The following is a 22,537-nucleotide window of genomic DNA, read 5'->3' as shown; positions in this document are numbered from 1 at the left end:
GCGGTGGGGCAGGGGGCCGGCCGCGGCGGCCGTCAGTGCCCATCGCGCGCCCCATGGCTGTTGCGCCGCTGCAGGCCGAGCCGTTGCATCTTCGCCCGCAGGCCGACGCGTGAGAGCCCGAGATGGCCGGCGACCCGGCTGATGTTGCCGTCGCAGCGCTCCAGCGCCTCCTGGATCTGCGCCTTCTCCAGCGCCTCGATGCGGTCCTTCAGGTTTCCGGCGCCCGCGGCGACGTCGGACCGCACCGGATGCTGGATGCGACGCGACAGCAGATGCGGGCCGAGCGGCAGGTCGTTGTCGGAGAGCGCGACCATGCGCTGGATCTCGTTGTGCAGTTCGCGCACGTTGCCGGGCCAGTCGTAGGCCGCCATCCGCCGCAGCGTCTCGGGCAGGAAGCCGGCGACGGCGCGGTGGAACGACTGGTTGACGCCGCGCAGGATGCGGGCGGCGATCGGCGGGATGTCCATCGGCCGGTCGGCGAGTGCCGGCACGTGCAGCGGAAAGGCGGCGAGCCGGTAGTAGAGATCGCGGCGGAAGCGGCCGGCCGCCACCTCGGTCTCGAGATCGCGGTTGGTGGCGGAGACGACCCGCACGTCAACCTTGCGCGGGCGCTGGGCGCCGAGCGGCCGGATCTCGCCCTCCTGCAGGACGCGCAGGAGCTTCACCTGGAACGACGGCGATGTTTCGCCGATCTCGTCGAGGAAGATGGTGCCGCCGTCGGCGACCTCGAACAGGCCGATGCGATCCTGATAGGCGCCCGTGAAGGCGCCCTTCTTGCAGCCGAACAGCTCGCTCTCCAGGAGCTGATCGGGCAGCGCGCCGCAGTTCTCCACCACGAAGGGCTTGCCGGCGCGGCCCGAGCCGTGATGGATGGCGCGTGCCAAGAGCTCCTTGCCGGTGCCGGAGGCGCCCGTGATGAGCACCGAGATGTCGTACTCGGTGGCGCGGCGGGCGAGCTCGATCACCTCGGCGATCGGGCTCTCGGGCGCGTGCACGATGGCGTCGAAGCCCGAGCCGGCGCGCTCGGCGCCGCGGCGGGCGGCGACGACGCTGCGCAGCCGCGCCTCGCTCGGCTTCGCCTCGACCCCGACGCCGCCGGCCTCCTTCTGCAGGCGGAACAGCGCGGCCGCCTCGCGCACGCTCTCGATCAGCCGATCGGGCTGCCACGGCTTGGTAATGAACTGATAGATGCCGGCCTCGTTGATGCCGGCGATGATGTCCTCCGAGTCCATGTAGCCGGAGATCATCAGGCGCACCGGATCGGGCCACTGGTCGCGCACGCGCTTGAGGAAGGCGACGCCGGTCTCGCCCGGCATGCGCTGATCGCACAGGATCACCTGCACCATCTCGCCGGCCAGCACGGTCTCGGCCTCGGCGGCGTCGCGCGCGCCGATCACCTCGAACTCGTCGGCCAGCACGCGGCGGATCGACTCCACCGAGCGGACCTCGTCGTCGACCACCAGCACCGTGTTGGGCGAGGTCATGGCGGGCGCTTTCAGCAGATTCGCGGGAGCTGCTCGCCGGCGAGCCAGTCGACGATGCGGCCGCCGCCGAAACTGGTCGTCATCTGGACGAAGCGGTTCGGATCGTCGGTCACGTGGCCGATGATCGCCGCGTCGCGGCCGAGCGGATGCGCCTTCATAGCGCCGAGCAGCGCGTCGGCCCCCCCGGCCGCGACGACGGCGACGAGCTTGCCCTCGTTGGCGACGTTGAGCGGCTCGAGGCCGAGGAGCTCGCAGGCGGCGGCGACCTCGGGCTTCACCGGGATCGCCTCCTCGGCGATCGTGATGCCGACGCCGGACTGGTGCGCGATCTCGTTCAAGGTCGCGGCCAGCCCGCCGCGGGTCGGGTCGCGCATCAGCTTGAGATGCGGACCGGCGACGTTCACCATGTCGACGACCAGCCCGTGCAGCGCCGCCGAGTCGGAGACGATCGCCGTCTCGAACTCCAGGTTCTCGCGGCTCGACATGATGGCGACGCCGTGGTCGCCGATCGAGCCCGAGAGCAGCACGGCGTCGCCCGGCCGCGCCAGGTCGCCCGACAGCGCGAGCCCGGCCGGCACCAGGCCGACGCCGGCCGTCGTGATGAACACGCCGTCCGCCTTGCCGCGTTCCACCACCTTGGTATCGCCCGTCACCACCGGCACGCCGGCGTCACGGGCGGCAGCGCCCATGCTGCGCGCGATGCGATCGAGATCGGCGAACGGAAAGCCCTCCTCGACGATGAAGCTCGCCGACAGCCACAGCGGCGTCGCGCCGCTCATCGCGAGATCGTTGATGGTGCCGTGCACGGCGAGCGAGCCGATGTCGCCGCCCGGAAAGAACAGCGGCGACACCACGTAGCCGTCGGTCGTCATCACCAGCGTGCCGCCGGCGGCGCCGGCCGGCAGCGGCATCGCGGCCTGGTCGTTGCCCTGCGCGAGGTAGGGATTGCTCAGCGCCGGTGCGAAGATGTCGGCGATGAGCTGCGCCATGGCGCGGCCGCCGGCGCCATGGGTCATCTCGACCCGGTCGTTCTTCATGTCGAGCTTTCGCGCGCGCGGGTGCGGCGTGTGGATGGTCATGCCGGGGCCTTCTCGGGAACGACGTGATCACGTGTGCGGACGTGCTGGCGGAAGCGCCCATACGTCCAGTGCGCCGCGCAGGCGCCTTCCGACGACACCATGCAGGAGCCCATCGGCGTCTCGGGCGTACAGGCGGTGCCGAACAGCCGGCAGTCGGCCGGCCGCTTGACGCCGCGCAGGATGGCGCCGCAGTCGCAGGCCGGATTGTCCTTGGCCGGCACCGTGACGATGCCGAAGCGCGTCTCCGCGTCGAATCTCGCGTAGGCGTCGCGCAGTTTCAGCGCGCCGTGCGGAACCTCGCCGAGCCCGCGCCACTCGAAGCTCGCCCGCGGCTCGAACAGCTTCGCCACCAGCGCCTGCGCCTTGACGTTGCCGTGCGGCGTCACGGCCCGGATGTACTGGTTCTCGATCGCGGCGCGCCCCTGGTTGACCTGGCGCACCAGCATCAGGATCGCGTGCAGCACGTCGAGCGGCTCGAAGCCGGCGATCACCACGGGCTTGCCGTAGTCGTCCGCACAGAAGCCGTAGGGTGCCGTGCCGATCACGGTCGACACATGCGCCGGGCCGACGAAGCCGTCCAACGACACTTCGCCGCGCTTCGCCTCCGGGCTCTCCATGATGGCGCGGATCGCCGCCGGCGTGAGCACGTGGTTGCAGAAGATCGAAAAGTTGCGCAGCCCCTTCGCCGCCGCCGTCTCGATCGCCACCGCGGTCGGCGGCGTCGTCGTCTCGAAGCCGATGGCGAAGAACACCACCTCGCGGCCGGGCTCCTGTTCGGCGAGCTTCAGCGCGTCGAGGGTGGAGTAGACCATGCGGATGTCGGCGCCGGCGGCCTTGGCCTTCTGCAGGCTGGCGCCGTCCGAGCCCGGCACCCGCATCAGGTCGCCATAGGTGCACAGCGTGATCTCGGGCCGTTGCGCCAGCCGGATCGCGTCGTCCATGCGGCCGACGGGCAGCACGCAGACCGGGCAGCCGGGGCCGTGGATCATCCGCAAGTTGGCGGGCAGCAGGTCCTCGATGCCGTAGCGCGAGATCGCATGGGTGTGGCCGCCGCAGAACTCCATGAAGTGATAACGTCGGCCCGGCTCGACCTCGGCCGCGATCGCCGCCGCGAGCTTCTTCGCCAGCGCGCCGTCGCGATACTCGTCGACATGCTTCATCGCGGTGCCTCCGCGTCTGCCGCCGCGGCAGCGCCGGCCTGCGCGAGCAGCGCCAGCGTGCGCTCCGCTTCGGCGGCGTCGATCTTCGCCAGCGCGTACCCCACGTGAAGCACCACGTAGTCGCCCGGCGCGACGTCGTCGAGAAGCGCCACCGAGATCACCTTGCTGACGCCGTCGAGGCTCACCTTGGCCATTTGATCGGGCAATAGCGCCGTCACCCGGGCCGGAATCGCGAGGCACATCTTCTTATCTCCTTCAAGTCGCTCCGGTGCCGAAGCCTCGGGTCGCCGCCGCACGGGCCATGGAGGCCTGGCCGAGCGACAGGCCGCCGTCGTTCGCCGGCACGTTTCGGGCGAGCAGCGGCACGAGGCCGTTCGCCCGCAGCGCCACCGCGAGGCCCTCGGCCAGCACCGTGTTCATCAGGCAGCCGCCGCCGAGCGCGATGGTCCGATGCCCGCGTGCCTGCGCGGCCTCGACGATCCACGCAGTGATGCCGTCGATCAGCGTGCCGTGGAACAGCGCCGCGCCGTCGCGGCGATCCGCGATGTCGGCGAGGACAGCGAGCAGCGGCGCAAAGTCGAGCACGCTGTTCGCGAGCGTCCAGCCGTCGACGAGCGCGCGCGGTGTGCCGACCAGCGCCTCGAGCTCCATGGCGGCCTGGCCCTCGTGATCCTGATGGGTGCGCAGGCCGAGGAGGCCCGCCGCCGCGTCGAACAGACGGCCGAGGCTGGTGGTGGTCGGCGCAGTGTCGATGCGCGCCGCCAGCGCGCCTGCGATCGCGATGCCGGGGAATCGCGCAGCCGCCTCGTGGCGCCGCCCGATCGCGGCGAGCGCCGCGACCGCCATGCGCCACGGCTCTCGCGCGGCGCGGTCGCCACCGGGCAGCGCCAGCGGTGCGAGATGGCCGAGCCGCGTCCAACGGGCGCCGTCGACCGCGATCAGCTCGCCGCCCCAGTTCCCGCTGGGCGCCCCGTCGGTCTCGCCGCTCGTGGTGCCGATGCCGTGGCCGTCGAGCGCGACGCCGAGCACCGGGCCCGCGATCCCGTGCTCGGCCGCGATCGCGGCGACATGCGCGGCGTGGTGCTGCACGCGCACCACCGGCAGGCCGAGCGTCTCGGCGAGGCGGGTCGAGCGGTAGTCGGGATGCAGATCGCAGGCGACGACGTCGGGTCTCACGTCGAGGATCGACGTGAGATGATCGATCGTCTCGCGATAGAACGTCACCGTCTCGACCGTGTCGAGATTGCCGACGTGCTGGGACACGAAGGCTTCGCGACCGCGCGTGACGCACACGGTCGTCTTGAGATGGGCGCCGAGCGCCAGCACGCAGGGACCGTCGCGGCCGAGATCGACCGGCTCGGGCACGGCGCCGCGGGCGCGGCGGATGAAGGCCGGAGCGCCGTCGATCACGGCCAGCACCGAGTCGTCCGCCCGCACCACGATCGGCCGGTCGTGGGTGACGATCAGGTCGGCGATCCCGACCAATCGCCGCCGGGCGTCGGCGTCGTCGATCACCAGCGGCTCGCCGCCCGGATTGGCGCTGGTCGCGACCAGGGCGATCTCTTGTGGCGCGCTCCGCCAGCCGCTGTCCTCCGGCGAGCCGAGCAGCGCGTGGAACAGCAGGTGGTGCACGGGCGCGTAGGGCAGCACGAGGCCGACATGGGCGAGGTTCGGCGCGACCGACGCAGCGAGCCCGTCGTGATCAGGTCGCCGCGGCATCAGCACGATTGGCCGCGCCGGCCGGGTCGCGAGCGCGACATGGGCGGCGGTCGGCACGGCGAACAGATCGAGGGACGCGGCGTTCGCTACCATCACGGCGAACGGCTTGGCGTCGCGCCGCTTGCGCCGGCGCAACTCGGCCACCGCGGCCTCGTCGGTCGCGTCGCACATCAGATGGAAGCCGCCGATGCCCTTCAGCGCGACGATCTGTCCCGCCTGCAAGGCGGTGGCGATCTCCGCGATCGCGTGGCTCAACCGCGGCCCGCAGTCCGGGCACGCCACCGGCTCGGCATGGAAGCGGCGGTCGCGCGGGTTCTCGTAGGCGGCCGCGCAGGCCGGGCACATCGGGAAGCCCGCCATTGCGGTGTTCGGGCGATCGTAGGGCAGGCGCCGCGTGATGGTGTAGCGCGGCCCGCACTGCGTGCAGTTGAGGAACGGATAGAGATGGAAACGGCTCGCCGGGTCGAACAGCTCGTCGAGGCAATCGCCGCAGGTCGCCGCGTCTGCCGGCACGAGTGTCGCGGCACGCCCGGCGACGCTCGCCCCGATCACGAAGCCGGCCGCGCCGGTCGGCGTCAGCGGCATGCGCTCCACCGCCGCGATGCGGGCGAGGGGTGGCGCCTCCTCGCGCAACGCCGCGACGAAGGCGTCGAGCGACGTTCCCTCGGCCTCGATCAGCACGCCCTCGGCGTCGTTGCGCACCTCGCCGGCAAGGCCCAGACGTTCGGCGAGGCCGAACACGAAGGGCCGCATGCCGACGCCCTGCACGACCCCGCGCACCCGGATGCGCTCGCGCGCCACGGGGCTTCCGGTCGGGATCGGCGAGGCGGTCAGCATGGTGGCTCAGCCGCGCGGCGCGGCCGGCGCCGCGGCCTTGGCCACGGCGGCGCCCGCCTCGAGCCAGGTGTAGAAGGCCTGCAGGCCTTCGCCGGTGCGGGCCGAGACGACCAGCGTCTTCAGCCGCGGATTGACCCGCAGCGCATTGGCGACGCAGGCCGCGACGTCGAACTCGACATGCGGCAGCAGGTCCGACTTGTTCAGGAGCATCAGGTCGGCGGCCGCGAACATGTCGGGATACTTGAGCGGCTTGTCCTCGCCCTCGGTCACCGACAGAACGACGACCTTGTGGGCCTCGCCGAGATCGAACGCCGCCGGGCAGACGAGATTGCCGACATTCTCGACGAACAGGACGCCGCCGGCGGCGAGCGGAAGCTGCTCCAGCGCGTGGCCAACCATGTGGGCATCGAGATGACAGCCCTTGCCGGTGTTGATCTGGATCGCCGGTGCGCCGGTCGCGCGGATCCGCGCAGCGTCGTTCGAGGTCTGCTGGTCGCCCTCGATCACCACCACGGGGAGGCGGCCGGCGAGATCCTGGATGGCGCGCACCAGCAGCGTCGTCTTGCCCGAGCCGGGGCTGGACACGAGGTTGAGGGCGAACACGCCGGCCGACGCGAGCCGGGCGCGGTTGTCGCGCGCATGCGCATCGTTCTGCGCGAGGATGTCGCGCTCGATCCTGACGATCCGGGCCTGGCTCAGGCCCGGCACCGACGCGCTCCCGGCGCCCGCGCCGTAATCGAACGCGCCGTCCGGCCCGTGGACGTGATGATGGTGATGATGGTGGTCGTGATCGTGCGGGTGCTCGTGCGGAACGCCGTCGGCGTGCAGGCGCTCGTGATCATGATCATGATCGTGCGGATGCGCGTGGACATGCACATGAGCATGCGCATGGCTGTGCGAGTGGCGGTGCACGGTCCCGTCGGCATGCACGTGGTCGTGGTCGTGCTGGTGGGCATGCCCATGGTCGTGGTCATGGTCATGCGAATGCTCGTGCGCATGGTCATGCGCATGGTCGTGGCCGCGCCCGCCCGCTGCCTCGACCGACCCCGTCCCGCACCCGCACACCGTGCACATCACGAAACCTCTTGCTCGTCGACCTCGCCCCCTGCGGTGCCGGCGCGACGACGGACCGCGATCGGGATTTTCTATCGGTCGATTTACTTGGCTTATTGCTTACTCCATCTATTTAATACAACACTTCTCCGCCTTTCTTCCGCACATCTACCTATTGATTCCATACCGTATACTGTAGATGATCCGGGCGACCGAAAATGGTCGGACCTTCGGACTTGGTCATGTCGCCCGCATTGCAAGACGGCGCCGCGCTCGCCGATCCTCCCGTGGGGAGCCGTCGCATCGACGACTGCCTGCTGATCACCGAGACGGCCGCCGGGCTGCGCCGCGAGACCGTCGCGGAGGAGGTGCCGGTCGCGCTGATCTACAACGGCACCACGTTCGCCGTGATGCTGGCGACCCCCGCCGATCTCGACGACTTCGGCCGCGGCTTCTCGCTGACAGAGGGGATCGTCGGCGCGCCGTCCGACATCGGACCGATCGAGGTCGTCCCGGTCGGCCGCGGCATCGAGGTGAAGATCACGATCGACGAGGACTGGGCGCTCGCGCTCGCCACCCGCAAGCGGGCGCTCGCCGGGCGCACCGGCTGCGGCCTGTGCGGCGTCGACCAGTTCAGCGAGGCGCTGCGCCCCGTGGCCCGGGTCACGTCGGCGCTCGTCGTCGCGCCGGCCGCAGTGCGGCGCGCCATGGCCGAGCTGCCGGCTCACCAGCTTCTCAACCGCCGGGTCGGTGCCGTGCATGCGGCGGCGTTGGCCGATCGCGACGGCCACATCGTCGCCCTGCGCGAGGACGTCGGCCGCCACAACGCGCTCGACAAGCTGATCGGCGCGGTGACGGCGGACGCCATCGACGTCTCGGAGCGCTTCGTGCTGGTGTCGAGCCGCTGCTCCTACGAGATGGTGCACAAGACGGCGGCCGCCGGCATCGGCCTGATCGCCGCCGTGTCGGCACCGACCTCGCTCGCCATCGGCCTCGCCGCCAAGGCGAACGTCGCCCTGCTCGGCTTCGCCCGCGACGGCCGCTTCACCGTGTATGCGGGTGCCGGCCGGATCGCCGGCGCGGAGCTGCACGTCGCCTAGATGGCATCGACACTCCGAACCCTTCAAGGATCGTGATGGTCGCGGCCGGGCACCAGCTTCCACCGGCGCCGGCGTGATGTCCGCCGAAGTCGCCCCACACTCCGCTCAGTGTCCCGCGGACGCGGGACTCCAGAGCCCGACGTTGGGCGGCTCCTGAGTCCCCGCGTCCGCGGGCATGAGTCGAAGCCGGGGCCGGTTGATCACAGCCGAGAACCGCTCCAGCCTCACCCGCCGGTCGCGTTCATGCCGCGGACGATCGCCGGGCGGCCGAGCTGATCCAGCGCGAAGCTGTGGCTCTGCGGCTTCTGCCCGATCGCGTCGTGGATGGCGGCGACGAGCGCGTCGTCGCCCTCGCTGGCGCGCAGCGCCGCACGCAGATCGGCGGCGCCGCTGCGGCCGAGGCACAGCACCAGCCGGCCCGTGCAGGTGACGCGCACGCGATTGCAGTCGCCGCAGAAGCCGTGGCTCATCGGCGTGATGAAGCCGACGCGGCCGCCGATCTCGGCGATCCGCACGTAACGGGCCGGCCCGCCCGAGCGGTCCGGCAGGTCGGTGAGCGTGAACCGCGCGGCCAGCGCGGCCCGGATGCGGTCGAGCGGCACGTAGCCGCCGGCGCGATCGGCCGCGACGGCGCCGACCGGCATGGTCTCGATCAGCGAGAGGTCCATGCCGTGCCCGTGCGCGAAGCGGACCAGATCCGGAATCGCGCGATCGTTCACGCCGGCCTGCACGACCGTGTTGATCTTGACCGCCATCCCGGCCGCCTGCGCGGCCGCGATGCCGTCGAGCACGACGCGGAGATCGCCGCCGCGGGTGACGCGGGCGAAGACCGCCGGATCGAGCGTGTCGACCGAGACGTTGATGCGGCGCATGCCGGCGGCGGCGAGCGCGTCGGCGAAGCGGCCGAGCAGCGCCCCGTTGGTCGTCATGGTGATCTCGTCGAGCATCCCGTCGGCGAGATGGCGCGACAGCGACTCGACGAGGCCGACGACGTTGCGCCGGGTCAGCGGCTCGCCGCCGGTGAGACGCAGCCGCCGCACGCCGCAGCGCACGAAGGCGGAGCACAGCCGGTCGAGCTCGTCGAGGCTCAGCACCTCGCGCTTCGGCACGAACACCGGATGATCGCCGAGGCAATAGGTGCAGCGATAGTTGCAGCGGTCCGTGACCGAGACGCGCAGATACGAGATCCGCCGACCGAAGGCGTCGACGAGAGCGGGCCGCACCGCGGTGGAGCGATCGATGGACATCGGAGGAGCCTTCGCGTCGTCGGGGTGGTGCGGCGCCTCCCGTGGGAGACGCCAGGGCGCGGGCGAACCGGCGCGTCGGCGCCGTCGGCTCAACGCGCGGCGACGCGCGGACCGGTCGGCTCGGCGCCGGACGGCGTCTTCTGAGTCGGCAGCGGCGTGATGCCGCCGAGACCCTTGCGGTAGATGGCCCAGTAGACGAAGCCGACGAAGCCGGCGCCGCCGACGATGTTGCCCAGCGTCGCCGCGACGATGTTGTGCAGGATGCCGGGCAGCGTGATCAGCGAGGCGTCGACACCCGCGGGCACGTGGCCGGTCGCGGAGATCACCCAGGCGAGCGGCAGGAAGTACATGTTGGCAATGCAGTGCTCGAAGCCGGCGGCGACGAAGCAGGCGACCGGCAGCACCATGCCGGCCATCTTGTCGGAGACGGAGCGGCCCGCATAGGCGAGCCACACGCCGAGACAGACCAGCACGTTGCACAGGATGCCCTTGAAGAAGATCGTCACCATGTCGGGCTGGATCTTGCTCGCGGCGAGCTTGACGGCGGCGGTCGCGATGGCGCCGTTGTTCATGTCGGGGTGGTGCGCCATCACGACCAGGAAGACGAGGCCGAGGGCGCCGACGAGATTGCCGAACCAGACGATCGCCCAGTTCTTGATCACCTCGCTGGTGCGAATCTGGCCGTTCCACCAGGCCATCACGATCAGGCAGTTGCCGGTGAACAGCTCGGCGCCGCCGATCATCACCAGCGCGAGGCCGAGCGAGAACACGACGCCGCCGAGAACGCGCTGGATCGCGAAGCCGAGGGTGGGATCGGCGAGCACGATGGTGAAGAACATGCCGCCGAGCCCGATCGAGCCGCCCGCCACCATCGCCAGCATGAACTCTGGCAGGAAGGGCATGCGCGCCTTCTTGACGCCGAGCTTCTCCACCTTGTCCTGGATCTCCGCGGGCGAATAGGCATCCGAACCGAAAATCTGGTTGTCCGCCGCCATGGGTCTCTCCTGCCTCTGCATTCCGTCGTCCGGGTTGATGGTGCGCGCGCAGGCTCGCCTCGGGGAGCCCGGTGCGGTCGTCTCACGAGATCGGCGGGATGTCGCGCGGATCGCGCCCCTCCCGCAACTGCCGATGCAGGCGCTCCACGGCGGCGCGCACCGCCGGGGTCATGTCGGCGAAGAACTCGACGCGGGCCGGCTGGATGCCGACGAACGTCACCTCCGGCACCGTCTCGCCGAGCGAGGCGACGATGATGTCGAGCGGGATCGCGTGCGTCGTGATCATGAACTTGGCCGCCACCTGGGTCTCGCCGATGCGGCGGATCTCGCCGGGCGGCAGGCCCATGGCGGCGGCGTCGACCAGCAGGACGTGGTCGGGCGCGTGGCGTCGCACCACATGGGTGACGTTCTCGGGCGTGGCGCCGCCGTCGATCACGGTCCAGCCCACCGCCGCCTCGGCTTCCAGAAGCTCGGCGAGGAGCGGGCCGGCGCCGTCGTCGCCCATCAGCGGGTTGCCGACCGTCAGCACGACGCCGTTCATCATCGCCTCCGTCCCATCAGATAGATGGCAGGCTCCCGCTCGATCGCGGCAAGCGAGGCCGCGAGCGTGTCGAGCCACGCCCCCTCCTCCGCCCCGACCTCGCCGCGCACCGCCGCGATGGCGGCGCCGAGCAGCCGCGTATGGCTCTTGTCGATGGTGATCTCGCCGAACCGGCGCAGCCCGTCCAGCTTCTTCCGCGCGGCGCCCTCGGGCAGCGCGGCGACCAGCGTGTCGTAGAACGCCGACGAGCAGCGCAGGATCGGCGTGAAGCAGTCGAACACGCCGACATGGTGCCCGATCGCCAGCGAGTAGTAGACGACCTCGCGGGCCTTTTCCGGAATGTCGCTGTCGCGCTCGAGCAGCTTCGAGGAGAGCCGGTAGAAGACGACCTCGCCGGCCGTCTTGCTCGCTCCACCGCGCGGCTGTCGCACAACCTCCGAGACCGCGGTCATGCGATCGCCTCCTTCACCACCTCGCCGAGCCGGCCGAGGATCTCCGCGACGCGCGGGTCGCGCTCGCTCGCCGTGACCTTGTCCAGGCGATCGGTCAGCGGCACGAGGCCGGGCTGCTCGAGCATCACCAGAAAGCGCTCGGCGATGTCGCCGCCCTGGCGATAGCCGGCCATGCGGCGCGCCTCGCGCTCGATCGCGACGCGCAGGTCGTAGGGCACCGCCGGATGCGCGAGCGGCGCCCGCTCGTCGTCGCCTTGGACGTGTGTCTCGGCCTTCAGCTTTTGGCCGAGCAGGCCGAGCGCCACGGCGAAGCCGTAGACGGTCGCGGCCGGAGTCGGCGGGCAGCCCGGGATGTAGACGTCGACGGGCAGGATCTTGTCGGTGCCGCCCCACACGCAATAGAGGTCGTGAAAGATGCCGCCCGACACGCCGCAGGCGCCGTAGGAGACGACGATCTTCGGATCGGGCGCCGCCTCGTAGGCGCGCAGCGCCGGCATCCGCATCGCCCGCGTCACGGCGCCGGTGAACAACAGGATGTCGGCGTGGCGCGGCGAGGCGACCACCTTGATGCCGAACCGCTCGGCGTCGAACACCGGGGTGATCGAGGCGAAGATCTCGATCTCGCAGGCGTTGCAGCCGCCGCAATCGACCCGATACACGTAGGCCGAGCGGCGAATGTCCTTCAGCAGCGCCGCCTTCATGCGAACGATGTCGGCCGGCGTGTCGATCTTGGCGAACGGACCGGCGGCCTTCACGTCGCTTTCGGTGATGTGGCGGGTCATCGAGCGGTCTCCAGGCTCCGGACGAGGGCGGCGTCGCTGATCTGCACGACGTCATTGGCCCGCTTGCAGGACGGACAGGTGGCGACGAGCTGGCGGCGGCGCTCACCTTCCTCGGGCGACGGCGCCATCGCCTCGATCAGCGCCGTGACGTACGCGACCTCCTTCTCGGCCGCGAAGGGCTCGCCGCAGCACACGCAACGGGCGAGCCGGAACACCGCCTTGCGCTGGAGATCGGCCTTGTTCGCCACCGCGAGCTCGAACTCCTGCGAGAGCCGGATCGCGTCGGTCGGGCAGACCTCCTCGCAGCGGCCGCAGAAGATGCAGCGGCCGTAATCGATCGACCAGGTGCGGGTGCCGGCGGCCGTGTCGGTCTCCATGTTCAGCGCGTTCGCCGGGCACGCCACCGTGCAGGCCGCGCAGGCGATGCAGTTCGCGGCCGTGTGCTCGGGCTTGCCGCGAAAGTCCTTGCAGACCTCCACGGGCGCGAACGGGTACTTCACCGTCGCCTCGCCGGTGCGGAAGACTTCCTTCAGAAGCTTGAACATCCGTCGTCTCCCTCACTTCAGCGGCGAGCCGGTGCGCTCGCGGCAGTAGCGTTCCATCTCCTTGTAGGGGACGGTGGTGCTGGTCGCCTTCTTCACGTCGACGAGCGTGACGCGATCCGTGCACGAGTAGCAGGGATCGATCGACGCGACGATCAGGGGTGCATCGGACACCGTGTTTCCGCGGAGCATGTAGCGGAGTACCGGCCAGTTCGCGTAGGTGGATGCGCGGCAGCGCCAGCGCCAGAGCTTCTGATTGTCGCCGGTCATCGACCAGTGGACGTCCTCGCCGCGCGGCGCCTCGGTGAAGCCGAGCGCGAACTTGTGCGGCACGTACGTGAAGTCCTCGGTGAGAATCGGGCCGGCGGGCGCATCGGCGAGGATCTGCTCGATCACCGAGAGGCTGTCGAAGAACTCGGCGACCCGGACCAGGGTGCGCGAGAGCACGTCGCAACCGTCGCCCGTGTTGATGCCGAGCTTCACCCACTTGTAGCCCGCGAAGGCGTGGTCGACGCGGGTGTCGCGCTTGTGGCCGCTGCCGCGCACGGTCGGGCCGACCGGCGAGTAGGCGCGGGCAACGTCCGGATCGAGGATTCCGACGCCCTTCACCCGGCCTTCGAGATTGGGCGTCGCCATCAGCATGTCGATCAGGCGCGTCACCTCCTCGCGCAGCTCGCCGATGATCTTCAGCGTCTCGACGCTCTGCTCGCCGAGGATGTCGCGACGCACGCCGCCGATCAGGTTGAGCCCGTAGGTCTTGCGCGCACCGGTGAGCAGCTCGGCCAAGTACATGGCCTTCTCGCGGACGCGGAAGAACTGCATGAAGCCGGTGTCGAAGCCGACGAAGTGACAGGCGAGGCCGAGATTGAGCAGATGGCTGTGCAGCCGCTCGGTCTCGAGCAGCACGGCGCGGATCGCCTGGGCGCGCTCCGGGACGGCGATGCCGAGCGCGTTCTCGATCGACATCGTGTAGGCGACCGAATGGGCGTAGCCGCAGATGCCGCAGACTCGATCGGCCAGGAAGGTCACCTCGTTGTAGCCCATCCGGGTCTCGGCGACCTTCTCCATGCCGCGATGGACGTAGAACATGCGGTAGTCGGCGTCGACGATGTCCTCGCCGTCGACGAACAGACGGAAGTGGCCGGGCTCGTCCGAGGTGATGTGCAGGGGACCGAGCGGGACGACCGTGGTCTCGCCCTTGGCGTCGTTTACGAACTGATAGGTCTCGTCGTCGCCGGTCGGCTCGGGGCGCAGGCGATAGTCCATCGCGTCCTTGCGCAGCGGATGGAGATGATCCGGCCAGTCGTCGGGCAGCACGAGGCGGCGCTCGTCCGGCAGCCCGACGGGCGTGAGGCCGAACATGTCGCGCACCTCGCGCTCGTGCCACACCGCCGCCGGCACCAGCGGCGTCACCGAGGGAAACTCCTCGAGCTCCGGCGATACCTCTGCCCGCACCACGATGAAGGACTTCTGCGCGCCTTCCATGGACAGCGCGTAGTAGAGGGCGAAGTTGCCGTTGATCTGCCGCTCGTCGTTGCCGGCCATCACGCAGAGCCAGCCGTCGTGCTCGTGATACAGCGTCGACACGACGTTCGGCAGCTCGTCGAGCTTGACCGTGAGGGTCGCCTGGGTGTCGGTCTGCCAGCTCTCGTCGAGCACGGCGTGAGGGAGCTTCTCGCGCAGGGCCGCAATCGTGTCCGACCCGACCCGAACCGTGTCCGGCTTCATCTGTGGCGCGTGCATGGTGTTCTCTCCTAGCGGGCGCGGGTCACCGGCTGGCATGGACGCTCTGGGGCGTCGCGAAGCCGTAGGTCAGGGTCGGCAGCGTGAGGACGGCGGCATCCTTGCCCTCGACGATGCCGGCGGCGCGGCCGAGCAGCGTGCCGACCGGACGCGGCATCGCGACGCCGAACACGAGAACGAGAGCCATCAGGGCGACCATCGGGGCGAGCGTCGCAGCGCCGACGTCGCCCTTGCGGATTGCCTCCGGCGGCTTGCCGAGCACGGCACCGGACACGATCTGGACGAAGCCGGCGACCGTGACGGTGAGCAGCAGCGCAGCCGCGATGGTGAGCCAGATCCAGCCGCTTCCGAGGCCGGCGCTGAACACCATGAACTCGCTGACGAAGACGTTGAAGGGCGGGAAGCCGGCGAGCGCCAGCGCTCCCGCCATCATCAGGACGCCCGATGCGGGGGCGACGCGCAGGAGGCCCTTGACGGTGCGGAGATCGCGGCTGCCGTACTTCACCAGCACGTTGCCGGAGCCGCAGAACAGGAGCGCCTTGGCGAACGAGTGGTTGACGGCGTGCAGGAGCGCCGCGCCGATGCCGAGCGGACCGCCGAAGCCGAGACCGAGCAGGATCAGGCCGATGTGCTCGACGCTCGAATAGGCGAGCTTGCGCTTGAGGTCCTGCTGCACGAGGAACAGGAACGAGGCGACGCCGACCGACAGGAAGCCGAGGATCAGCAGGAGCGTCTGCGGGAACTCGGGCCCGACCGCCTGGATGGTGATCGCGTAGTAGCGGATGATCACGAACAAGGCGCACTTGAGAAGGACGCCAGAGAGCAGCGCCGACACCGGGCTCGGCGCCTCCGAGTGGGCGTCCGGCAGCCAGGCGTGCATCGGGAAGATGCCGGCCTTGGTGCCGAAGCCGATCAGCACGAACACGAAGGCGAGCTTGGCCAGCATCGGGTCGAGCAGCTTCGCGTTGGCGACCAGCGTGGTCCACAGGATGGCGCCCTCGGGGTCCGCCAGCACCTCGGAGCCGTTCGAGAAGGTGAGCACGGTTCCGTAGAGCCCGAAGGCGACGCCCACCGTGCAGATGATCACATATTTCCACGCCGCCTCGAGCGAGGAACGCTTGCCGTAGATGCCGACCAGGAAGGCCGAGCCCAGCGTCGTCGCCTCGATGGCCACCCACATCATCACGATGTTGTTGGCCGTCACGGCGAGCAGCATGGTGAACAGGAACAGGTTGAAGAAGCCGTAGTAGAGCTTGTGCCGCGCCGGCGTCAGCTCACCGTGGGCGACGTCGTGGCGGACGTAGCCGAGCGAGTAGAGCCCGGTGAGGAAGCCGACGACGCCGACGAGGCCCACGAAGATCGCCGCCAGCGGGTCGATCCACAGCCACTGGCCGAAGGCCGAGACCGGCCCCGCGGCGAGCGTGACGCCCCCCGTCACCAGCGCGGCGACCAGCACCACGGCGATCGAGACCACGTGGAGGACCTCGACGACGCGGGACGGGCCGGCACCGACCGGCACGGCGAAGATCGCCAGCGACCCGACCAGCGGCCCGAACAGGAGGACATAGGGCAGGACGGAGGACATGACGATCATCCCTTCAGGGTCGTGAGCTGGTCGGCGTCGAGGGTCGCCATGGTGCGCTGGATCTGGGTGGCCAGCAGGGCCATGATCACGACCGCGAAGATGGCGTCGGTGGCGATGCCGACCTCGACCAGCTCGGGCGCGTTGGCGGCGAGCAGGGCCAGGGTGAGATGCGAGCCGTTCTCCATCAGGCAATAGCCGAACACCTGCTTGAGGATGTTGCGCTGGGTGACGATGCAGGCGAGCCCGAGGAAGAAGTGGGCGAGCGAGATGGCGAGCGCCGGCTTGACCGCCTCGGCGGTGCGCAGATTGACGCCCGACACGACGACGAAGCAGAGCACCACGACCACGGCGGCGAGGATCACCGAGAGCGCCGGCGAGATGCGTTCGCCCGAGCCGAGCTTGGGATCGTCGAGCTTGCCGACCACCCGGGTCATGATCACCGGGACGAGGATCACCTTGGTGACGAAGGCGGTCGCCGACCAAGTGTAGAGCTCGTGCGAGCCGGTGACCGAGGCGAGCGCCAGGAACACCAGCACCAGCACGAAGGATTGCGCCGCGTAGAACAACGCCGACTGGTTCGGCCTGCGGGCCGTCACCACCAGGAGCGAGGTGACGATCAGGAGGCCCGCGAGCCCGTTGACGAGTTGAAGTCCGGACATCGTCTCCCCCTTCAGCCGAGCCAGGCCGCGGCGATGAAGCTCGAGCACACCGACATGGCGATGAGCACGACCAGCACGAACCCCATGGCGGCGGGCAGCGGCGCGGCGGCGGCGACCGGCTCGGTCGCCTTGCCGGGCACGGTCCAGCCGACCCATTTCAGGAACCAGGCGAAGCTGCCGACGGACTCGATCAGCGCGATGCCGACCAGCACGTAGAGCAGCGGATGCGCCTGCGACACCGAGAAGCCGCCGGCGAAGATCGCGAACTTCGAGAAGAAGCCGTTGAACGGCGGCACGCCCGTGATGGCGAGCGCCGCCACCGTGAAGGCGATGCCGATCAAGGGCGCCCGCGAGAGCACGCCGCGCAGCACCGGCAGCATGCGGGTGCCGGTCGTGTAGCTGAGCGCGCCGGCGACCAGGAAGAACAGCGTCTTGGCGAAGGCGTGGTTGAACACGTGCGCGATGGCGCCGTCGAAGGCGAGCTTCGAGCCGAACACCGACAGCGACAAGGCGAGGAAGATGTAAGCGAGCTGCGTGATGGTCGAATAGGCGAGCAGACGCTTGAGATCGGCCTGCGGCAGGTACATGACGAAGCCGTAGATCAGCGTCACGATCGCCATCGCCGAGCCGATCCAGCCGACGATCTCGGGCGCGCCGCCGGACGACATCAGGGCGCGGGCGACGATGTAGACGCCGACCTTCACCATCGAGGCGGCGTGCAGATAGGCGCTGATCGGGGTCGGCGCCTCCATGGCGTCGGGCAGCCACATGTGGAAGGGAAGCTGCGCCGACTTGCCCCAGGCGGCCACCAGGATGGCGATCAGGACGATCGTCTTGCCGGTGGTGCCGAGATCGGCGATCGCCGAGAGCGAGAACGTGTGCGTCTCGAGGAACAGCACGCTCGCCGCGACATAGAGGCCGAGCGAGGCGACGTGGGTGATGATCAGCGCCTTGGCGGCCGAGAACAGCGACTTCGGCTTCTCGTAGTAGCCGATCAGCGCCCACGAGCAGGCGCCCGTGATCTCGAAGAAGACGAGCTGGCCGATCAGCGTGTCGGTGAAGACGAGGCCCGCCATGGCGCCGACGAACAGCGACAGGAAGGCGAAGAAGCGCCGCCGGCCGGTGTCGGGATGCTCGCGGTTGCCGGCGCCCAGATAGGCACCGGAATAGATGGCGATCAGGAAGCCGATCACCACCACGGCGACCGCGACCAGCACCGAGACGGTGTCGACCGTGAAGCCGAGGATCGCCGTGTCGCCATAGGCGATCAGCGTCACCGAGGCCGGCACCTTGCCGGCGTCGGCGAACCGCCAGGCGAGCACCAGGACGGCGAGGCCGGCGAGCCCGGTGAAGATCTGGCACAGCCGCTTGCCGAAGGCGTGCGGCGCGAGCGCCACCAGGACGGCGCCGGCGACCGGCAGCAGGATGGTCGCGAGAGCGAGGTCGATCATGATGGGTCTCCTGTCGCGCTCACAGACCGGCCAGATAGAAGACGAAGGCGAGCGACGCGATGCCGACGCCGAGCCAGGAGTGGCGCGGCGTCAGGCGGAAGCGGGTGCGGGCGACGCTGTTCTCGACGATGCCGACCGCGACGAAGACGGCGAGCAGCGCGAGGACGAAGACGACGGCGCCGATCGCGAGATCGAGCGGCGCCATCGCGGTCGCCTTGCCGAAGGGCAGGAACACGGCGACGAACCAGGCGACGACGAGGAGCTGCTTCATCGCCAGCGAGATCTTGATCAGCGCGAGCGACGGCCCCGAATACTCGGTGAGCGGCCCCTCCTGCAGCTCCTGCTCGGCCTCGGCCATGTCGTAGGGCAGCTTGCCGAGTTCGATATAGACCGCGAAGGCGAAGGCGGCGGCGGCCATCACGGTGGCGGCGACCGAGTGCATCGACAGCGAGGCGACGGCCGTGCCGATGGCGCCGACATTGGTCGAGCCGGCGAGCAGGGCCGCGACGAACAGCGACAGCATCATCACGGGCTCGACCAGCACGCCGAGCGTCAGCTCGCGGCTGGCCCCGATGCCGGCGAAAGACGAGCCGGAGTCGAGCCCGGAGAGCGAGAAGAAGAACCGCGCGAGCGCGTAGAGATAGATGATGGTGATCAGGTCGCCGAGCGCGTCGATCGGCGCCGTGCGGGTGATCATCGGCGTTCCCATGGCGATCACCATGAGGGTCGCAGGCATGATCACCGGCATCAGCCGGAAGACGAAGCCGGAGGCCGGCGGGGCGACGTCCTGGCGCTTCATCAGCTTGAGGATGTCGCGGTAGTCCTGCAGCACGCCCGGCCCGTGCCGGGTGTGCATCTTGGCGCGGATGACGCGCATGAAGCCGGACAGCAGGGGCGCCGCCGCGAGGAGCAGCACGGCCTGGAGAGCGGCGAGGAGGAACTGGCTCAAGTTGGGCACGACACGGCTCCTAGCGAAGGGTCACGAGCAGGAGAGCGACCAGCGCCCCGACGATGTAGAGGCAGTAGATGCGGAAGTCGCCGTTCTGCAGCGTCTGGGCGCGGCGGCCGATGCCGGTCACGGCGTCGATCACCGGAGCCACCAGGGTGCGGTCGAACAGCGGCTCGCTGCGGCGTGCCTGGGCGACCACGCTCTCGAAGCGATGCGAGATCGCCGTCGACACCACCGCGACGTCCTTGCGCACCGCGTAGAGCGGCCGGAAGAACATGCGGATCGGCTGAGCGAAGCTGCCGGCCGAGACCGCCATGTGGCCGTCCGGCAGATAGCCGCAGGCCCACGGCGCGGCGACGCGGCGGACGCCGGCGCGGGCGGCGCTCCACGCCGCCATCAAAGCGAGCGGCAGCACCGCGGCGGCGATCAGCAGGAGCGCGATCAGCGGCGTCGAGAGCACGGCGCGGGCCGGATCGCCGGGCACCACGAGGGCGCCGTCGGCCAGCACCGCGACCGGCATGTGCAGGGTCGCGGCGGCGACGCCGCCGATCACCGGCGCGACCAGCGGCGCGGCGAGGCCGAGGGCGACGCAGGCGGCGGCGAGGACGACCATGCCGATCACCATGGCGGCCGGCACCTCGCGGGCGTGCTCGGCGTGGCGGCTGCGCGGCGCGCCGGAAAAGATCACGCCGTAGGCCTTGACGAAGCACATCACGGCGAGCGCGCCGGTGAGCGCCAGCATGGTGGCGGCGATCGGGGTGGCGAACTTCACCAGGAAGGTGCCGTCGAGCGCGGCGGCGAACAGCGCCTGGTAGGTGAACCACTCGGAGACGAAGCCGTTGAGCGGCGGGATCGCCGAGATGGCCAGGGCGCCGACCAGGAAGCACAGCGACGTCCACGGCATCGCCCGCGCGAGCCCGCCCATCTCCTCCATGTTCTTGGTGTGCATGCGGTAGATCACCGAGCCCGCACCGAGGAACAGGAGGCCCTTGAACACCGCGTGGTTGACCAGGTGATAGAGGCCGGCCATCAGGCCGAGCACGGCGACCAGCGGCTGTTGCGCGGCGAGGCCGATCATGCCGGTGCCGACGCCGAGCAGGATGATGCCGATGTTCTCGACCGAGTGGTAGGCGAGCAGCTTCTTGATGTCGTGCTCGGCGAGCGCGTAGACGACGCCCAGAACCGACGAGATCGCGCCGAGCGCCAGCACCAGCACGCCCCACCACAGGACGCCGCCGCCGAGCAGATCGATGCCGACCTTGACGATGCCGAACACGCCGATCTTGATCATCACGCCCGACATCAGCGACGAGGCGTGCGAGGGCGCGGCCGGATGGGCGCGCGGCAGCCACACGTGCAGCGGGATCATGCCGGCCTTGGCGCCGAAGCCGGCGAGCGCCAGCAGGAACACGATCGAGGCGATCGGCTCGGCCGGGCGCGCGGCGCGGAACGCCGCGAAGTCGAAGCTGCCGCCGGCGCCGTTGGCGAGCAGATAGAAGGCCGCCATGATGGCGACCGAGCCGGCATGCGCGACCAGGAAGTAGACGAAGCCGGCCGACACCGCCTCCTCGTCCTGGTCGAAGATGACCAGGAAATACGAGGCGAGCGACATCATCTCGAAGAAGACCAGGAACCAAAACGCGTTGTCGGCGACGACGACGAGCACCATCGCGCCGACGAACAGGTTCAGGAAGAAGCCCATGGCGCCGACGCCGCGGCCCGTGTACTCGCGCACATAGGCGAGCGAGTAGACGGCGGCGACGGCCGCCAGGGCCGAGATGACGGCGACCATCAGGCCGGCGAGCGCGTCGAGCCTGATCACGAAATGGGCGAACGGGAACGGGCCGGCGACATCGAGCACGGCCGGCGCGCCGGAGAGGACGGACAGCCCGGCGGCCGTGCCGGCGACGCCGGCCAGGAGGCCGCCGAGGCCGGCGCTCCACACGGCGAGCGTCTCGCGCCGCGCGAGCAGCAGGCTCGCCAGCGCGGCGACGCCATAGAGCCCGAGCGACAGGATCAGGAGCTGCAGGGGCGGGCTCATGCGGTCTCTCCCGTGACCACGAAGGGCTGATGGGCTGTGGTCGCGGCCGTCGCGACCCGCCGGGTCTCGCGCGCCTCGCGCAGCGCGTCGCCGTCGACCAGCGCGAGCGCGTCGGTCGGGCAGACGCGGGTGCATTCGGGGCCCTGCGCCTGGAAGCGGCAGAGGTCGCACTTCACCGCGACCGACTTCACGCCGAGGTCGAAGGCGAGGATCGGATCGAGCGCCTGCGAGCGGGCCGGATGCGCGACCCGCAGCCCGGCGACGCCGGAGATCGGCGTGCCGGACGGCGCGATCGCGCCGAACGGGCAGGCGAGCGCGCACATCTTGCAGCCGATGCAGGTCTTCTCGTCGATCAGAACGGCACCGTCGGCTCGCACGATCGCGCCGACCGGACAGACCCGCGCGCACGGCGCGTCCTCGCAGTGGCGGCAGACGACCGGCGCCGTGGCCTCGGCCGTGCGCGTCACGTGCAGCCGGGGATGCGCCTGAAGACCTTGGCCCCGGTGCACCGCGGTGCAGGCGGCCATGCAGGTGTTGCAGCCGATGCATCGTCCGGGGTCCGCGATGACGAAGCGGTTCATGTCCCTCTCTCCAACCCCCGACGGCAGGGCCGGCGGGACCGTGATGTGCGAGGCGAGATCGGCGGAGGGGTGTTCGGGGCGATAACTGGAACTGATCGCACGATAGAAATCATCTAATAGATAAAGTCTATCGACTGTATTCGAACCCAATAATCACACTCTCCGCCTCATCGCGACGGGAACGACTGTATCCATCGATTTTCAGAAGCCGGAATACGGACTGCTACTAATGGATGTTATTATTTGAAAGCTTCAAAGTCGCCGCGATCAAAACGGCCGAATACTAATAGTCACTTTCAATCGGCCGATAAGCAAACTCGATCAGGGACCAGACACGGCTGCTCCTGACCGGGTCGAGGTGCGCTTTTAATGCTCCATGCGAGACGCGGCCGGGTGACGGTCGGAGGGGTGCGAAGGCCCGGTTTCCAGGCCCGCGCCCGCCGATGCGGCGACCGGATGCCATCTCGAGGCCGCCGCCCGGGCACGCGGGGCGCGAACCCGGCCGCCCGCGCCCGCGCCGGCCCGCCCCTGTGCGGC

At 69.9% G+C, this 22,537-nt stretch carries 20 protein-coding genes; 1 reads left to right on the top strand and 19 read right to left on the bottom strand.

The window, feature by feature from the left end; all coding sequences use genetic code 11:
* Positions 1 to 32: 32 nt before the first annotated feature.
* From CCR97_RS18270 to hypB, 6 genes are read right to left on the bottom strand one after another with little or no spacing between them, the layout of a single operon-like run.
* Entirely contained in the window at positions 33 to 1,484 is a 1,452-nt protein-coding gene (locus tag CCR97_RS18270) for a sigma-54-dependent transcriptional regulator (RefSeq protein WP_111357138.1), read from the bottom strand.
* An 11-nt stretch (positions 1,485 to 1,495) separates the two neighbouring features.
* On the bottom strand, positions 1,496 to 2,563 hold the full coding sequence (gene hypE / locus CCR97_RS18265; RefSeq protein WP_111357140.1) for a hydrogenase expression/formation protein HypE: 1,068 nt from the start codon (positions 2,561 to 2,563) through the stop codon (positions 1,496 to 1,498).
* Positions 2,560 to 3,723: a hydrogenase formation protein HypD gene (hypD, locus tag CCR97_RS18260; RefSeq protein WP_111357142.1), complete on the bottom strand. Its 1,164-nt coding sequence runs from the start codon at positions 3,721 to 3,723 to the stop codon at positions 2,560 to 2,562. The genes hypE and hypD overlap by 4 nt, the downstream gene beginning before the upstream one ends.
* Complete coding sequence (locus tag CCR97_RS18255; RefSeq protein WP_111357144.1) at positions 3,720 to 3,965, bottom strand: HypC/HybG/HupF family hydrogenase formation chaperone; 246 nt, start codon at positions 3,963 to 3,965, stop codon at positions 3,720 to 3,722. Before CCR97_RS18255 ends, hypD begins: the two co-directional genes overlap by 4 nt.
* A 13-nt stretch (positions 3,966 to 3,978) precedes the next feature.
* Positions 3,979 to 6,279, bottom strand: coding sequence for a carbamoyltransferase HypF (hypF, locus tag CCR97_RS18250; RefSeq protein ID WP_111357146.1), 2,301 nt, complete (start codon positions 6,277 to 6,279; stop codon positions 3,979 to 3,981).
* 6 nt (positions 6,280 to 6,285) lie between these two features.
* Positions 6,286 to 7,353, bottom strand: coding sequence for a hydrogenase nickel incorporation protein HypB (gene hypB, locus CCR97_RS18245; RefSeq protein WP_201159741.1), 1,068 nt, complete (start codon positions 7,351 to 7,353; stop codon positions 6,286 to 6,288).
* Positions 7,354 to 7,619: 266 nt separating this feature from the next.
* Between hypB and fdhD the strand changes: the two genes are divergently transcribed.
* Positions 7,620 to 8,432, top strand: coding sequence for a formate dehydrogenase accessory sulfurtransferase FdhD (fdhD, locus tag CCR97_RS18240; protein ID WP_201159740.1), 813 nt, complete (start codon positions 7,620 to 7,622; stop codon positions 8,430 to 8,432).
* A 224-nt stretch (positions 8,433 to 8,656) separates the two neighbouring features.
* Here fdhD and moaA read toward each other — a convergent pair whose 3' ends face one another.
* From moaA to CCR97_RS18175, 13 genes are all read right to left on the bottom strand, one after another.
* Entirely contained in the window at positions 8,657 to 9,679 is a 1,023-nt protein-coding gene (moaA, locus tag CCR97_RS18235) for a GTP 3',8-cyclase MoaA (protein WP_111355479.1), read from the bottom strand.
* 89 nt (positions 9,680 to 9,768) lie between these two features.
* Positions 9,769 to 10,674 (bottom strand): formate/nitrite transporter family protein, encoded by a 906-nt coding sequence (locus CCR97_RS18230; protein WP_111355478.1) that lies wholly within the window; start codon positions 10,672 to 10,674, stop codon positions 9,769 to 9,771.
* Positions 10,675 to 10,756: 82 nt separating this feature from the next.
* Positions 10,757 to 11,218, bottom strand: coding sequence for a hydrogenase maturation peptidase HycI (gene hycI / locus CCR97_RS18225; RefSeq protein ID WP_244670541.1), 462 nt, complete (start codon positions 11,216 to 11,218; stop codon positions 10,757 to 10,759).
* The gene (locus CCR97_RS18220) at positions 11,215 to 11,667 is read right to left on the bottom strand and encodes a formate hydrogenlyase maturation HycH family protein (RefSeq protein WP_111355476.1); all 453 of its coding nucleotides are present in this window, start codon (positions 11,665 to 11,667) and stop codon (positions 11,215 to 11,217) included. The genes hycI and CCR97_RS18220 overlap by 4 nt, the downstream gene beginning before the upstream one ends.
* The gene (locus tag CCR97_RS18215) at positions 11,664 to 12,368 is read right to left on the bottom strand and encodes an NADH-quinone oxidoreductase subunit B family protein (RefSeq protein ID WP_201159745.1); all 705 of its coding nucleotides are present in this window, start codon (positions 12,366 to 12,368) and stop codon (positions 11,664 to 11,666) included. The genes CCR97_RS18220 and CCR97_RS18215 overlap by 4 nt, the downstream gene beginning before the upstream one ends.
* Positions 12,369 to 12,445: 77 nt before the next feature.
* Positions 12,446 to 12,994 (bottom strand): formate hydrogenlyase complex iron-sulfur subunit, encoded by a 549-nt coding sequence (locus tag CCR97_RS18210; RefSeq protein ID WP_111355474.1) that lies wholly within the window; start codon positions 12,992 to 12,994, stop codon positions 12,446 to 12,448.
* A gap of 12 nt (positions 12,995 to 13,006) precedes the next feature.
* Positions 13,007 to 14,734 carry a hydrogenase large subunit gene (locus tag CCR97_RS18205; RefSeq protein ID WP_111355473.1) on the bottom strand — a complete coding sequence of 576 codons (1,728 nt, stop codon included), beginning with the start codon at positions 14,732 to 14,734 and terminating at the stop codon, positions 13,007 to 13,009.
* 25 nt (positions 14,735 to 14,759) lie between these two features.
* Positions 14,760 to 16,319 carry a hydrogenase 4 subunit F gene (locus CCR97_RS18200; RefSeq protein ID WP_244670540.1) on the bottom strand — a complete coding sequence of 520 codons (1,560 nt, stop codon included), beginning with the start codon at positions 16,317 to 16,319 and terminating at the stop codon, positions 14,760 to 14,762.
* Positions 16,320 to 16,324: 5 nt separating this feature from the next.
* The gene (hyfE, locus tag CCR97_RS18195) at positions 16,325 to 16,978 is read right to left on the bottom strand and encodes a hydrogenase 4 membrane subunit (RefSeq protein ID WP_111355484.1); all 654 of its coding nucleotides are present in this window, start codon (positions 16,976 to 16,978) and stop codon (positions 16,325 to 16,327) included.
* 11 nt (positions 16,979 to 16,989) lie between these two features.
* A complete protein-coding gene (locus CCR97_RS18190; protein WP_111355471.1) occupies positions 16,990 to 18,429 on the bottom strand; it encodes a hydrogenase 4 subunit D in 1,440 nt (479 codons plus the stop codon).
* A gap of 19 nt (positions 18,430 to 18,448) precedes the next feature.
* Positions 18,449 to 19,387, bottom strand: coding sequence for a respiratory chain complex I subunit 1 family protein (locus CCR97_RS18185; protein ID WP_111355470.1), 939 nt, complete (start codon positions 19,385 to 19,387; stop codon positions 18,449 to 18,451).
* A gap of 10 nt (positions 19,388 to 19,397) precedes the next feature.
* The gene (gene hyfB / locus CCR97_RS18180) at positions 19,398 to 21,419 is read right to left on the bottom strand and encodes a hydrogenase 4 subunit B (RefSeq protein ID WP_111355469.1); all 2,022 of its coding nucleotides are present in this window, start codon (positions 21,417 to 21,419) and stop codon (positions 19,398 to 19,400) included.
* Positions 21,416 to 22,000, bottom strand: a complete 585-nt coding sequence (locus tag CCR97_RS18175) for a 4Fe-4S dicluster domain-containing protein (protein ID WP_111355468.1) — start codon at positions 21,998 to 22,000, stop codon at positions 21,416 to 21,418. The genes hyfB and CCR97_RS18175 overlap by 4 nt, the downstream gene beginning before the upstream one ends.
* Positions 22,001 to 22,537: the final 537 nt, after the last annotated feature.

This window comes from Rhodoplanes elegans, from assembly GCF_016653355.1.
GTDB lineage: Bacteria > Pseudomonadota > Alphaproteobacteria > Rhizobiales > Xanthobacteraceae > Rhodoplanes > Rhodoplanes elegans.
Note: the sequence above shows the minus strand (reverse complement) of the source record. Positions and strands in the feature narration are given on the sequence as shown.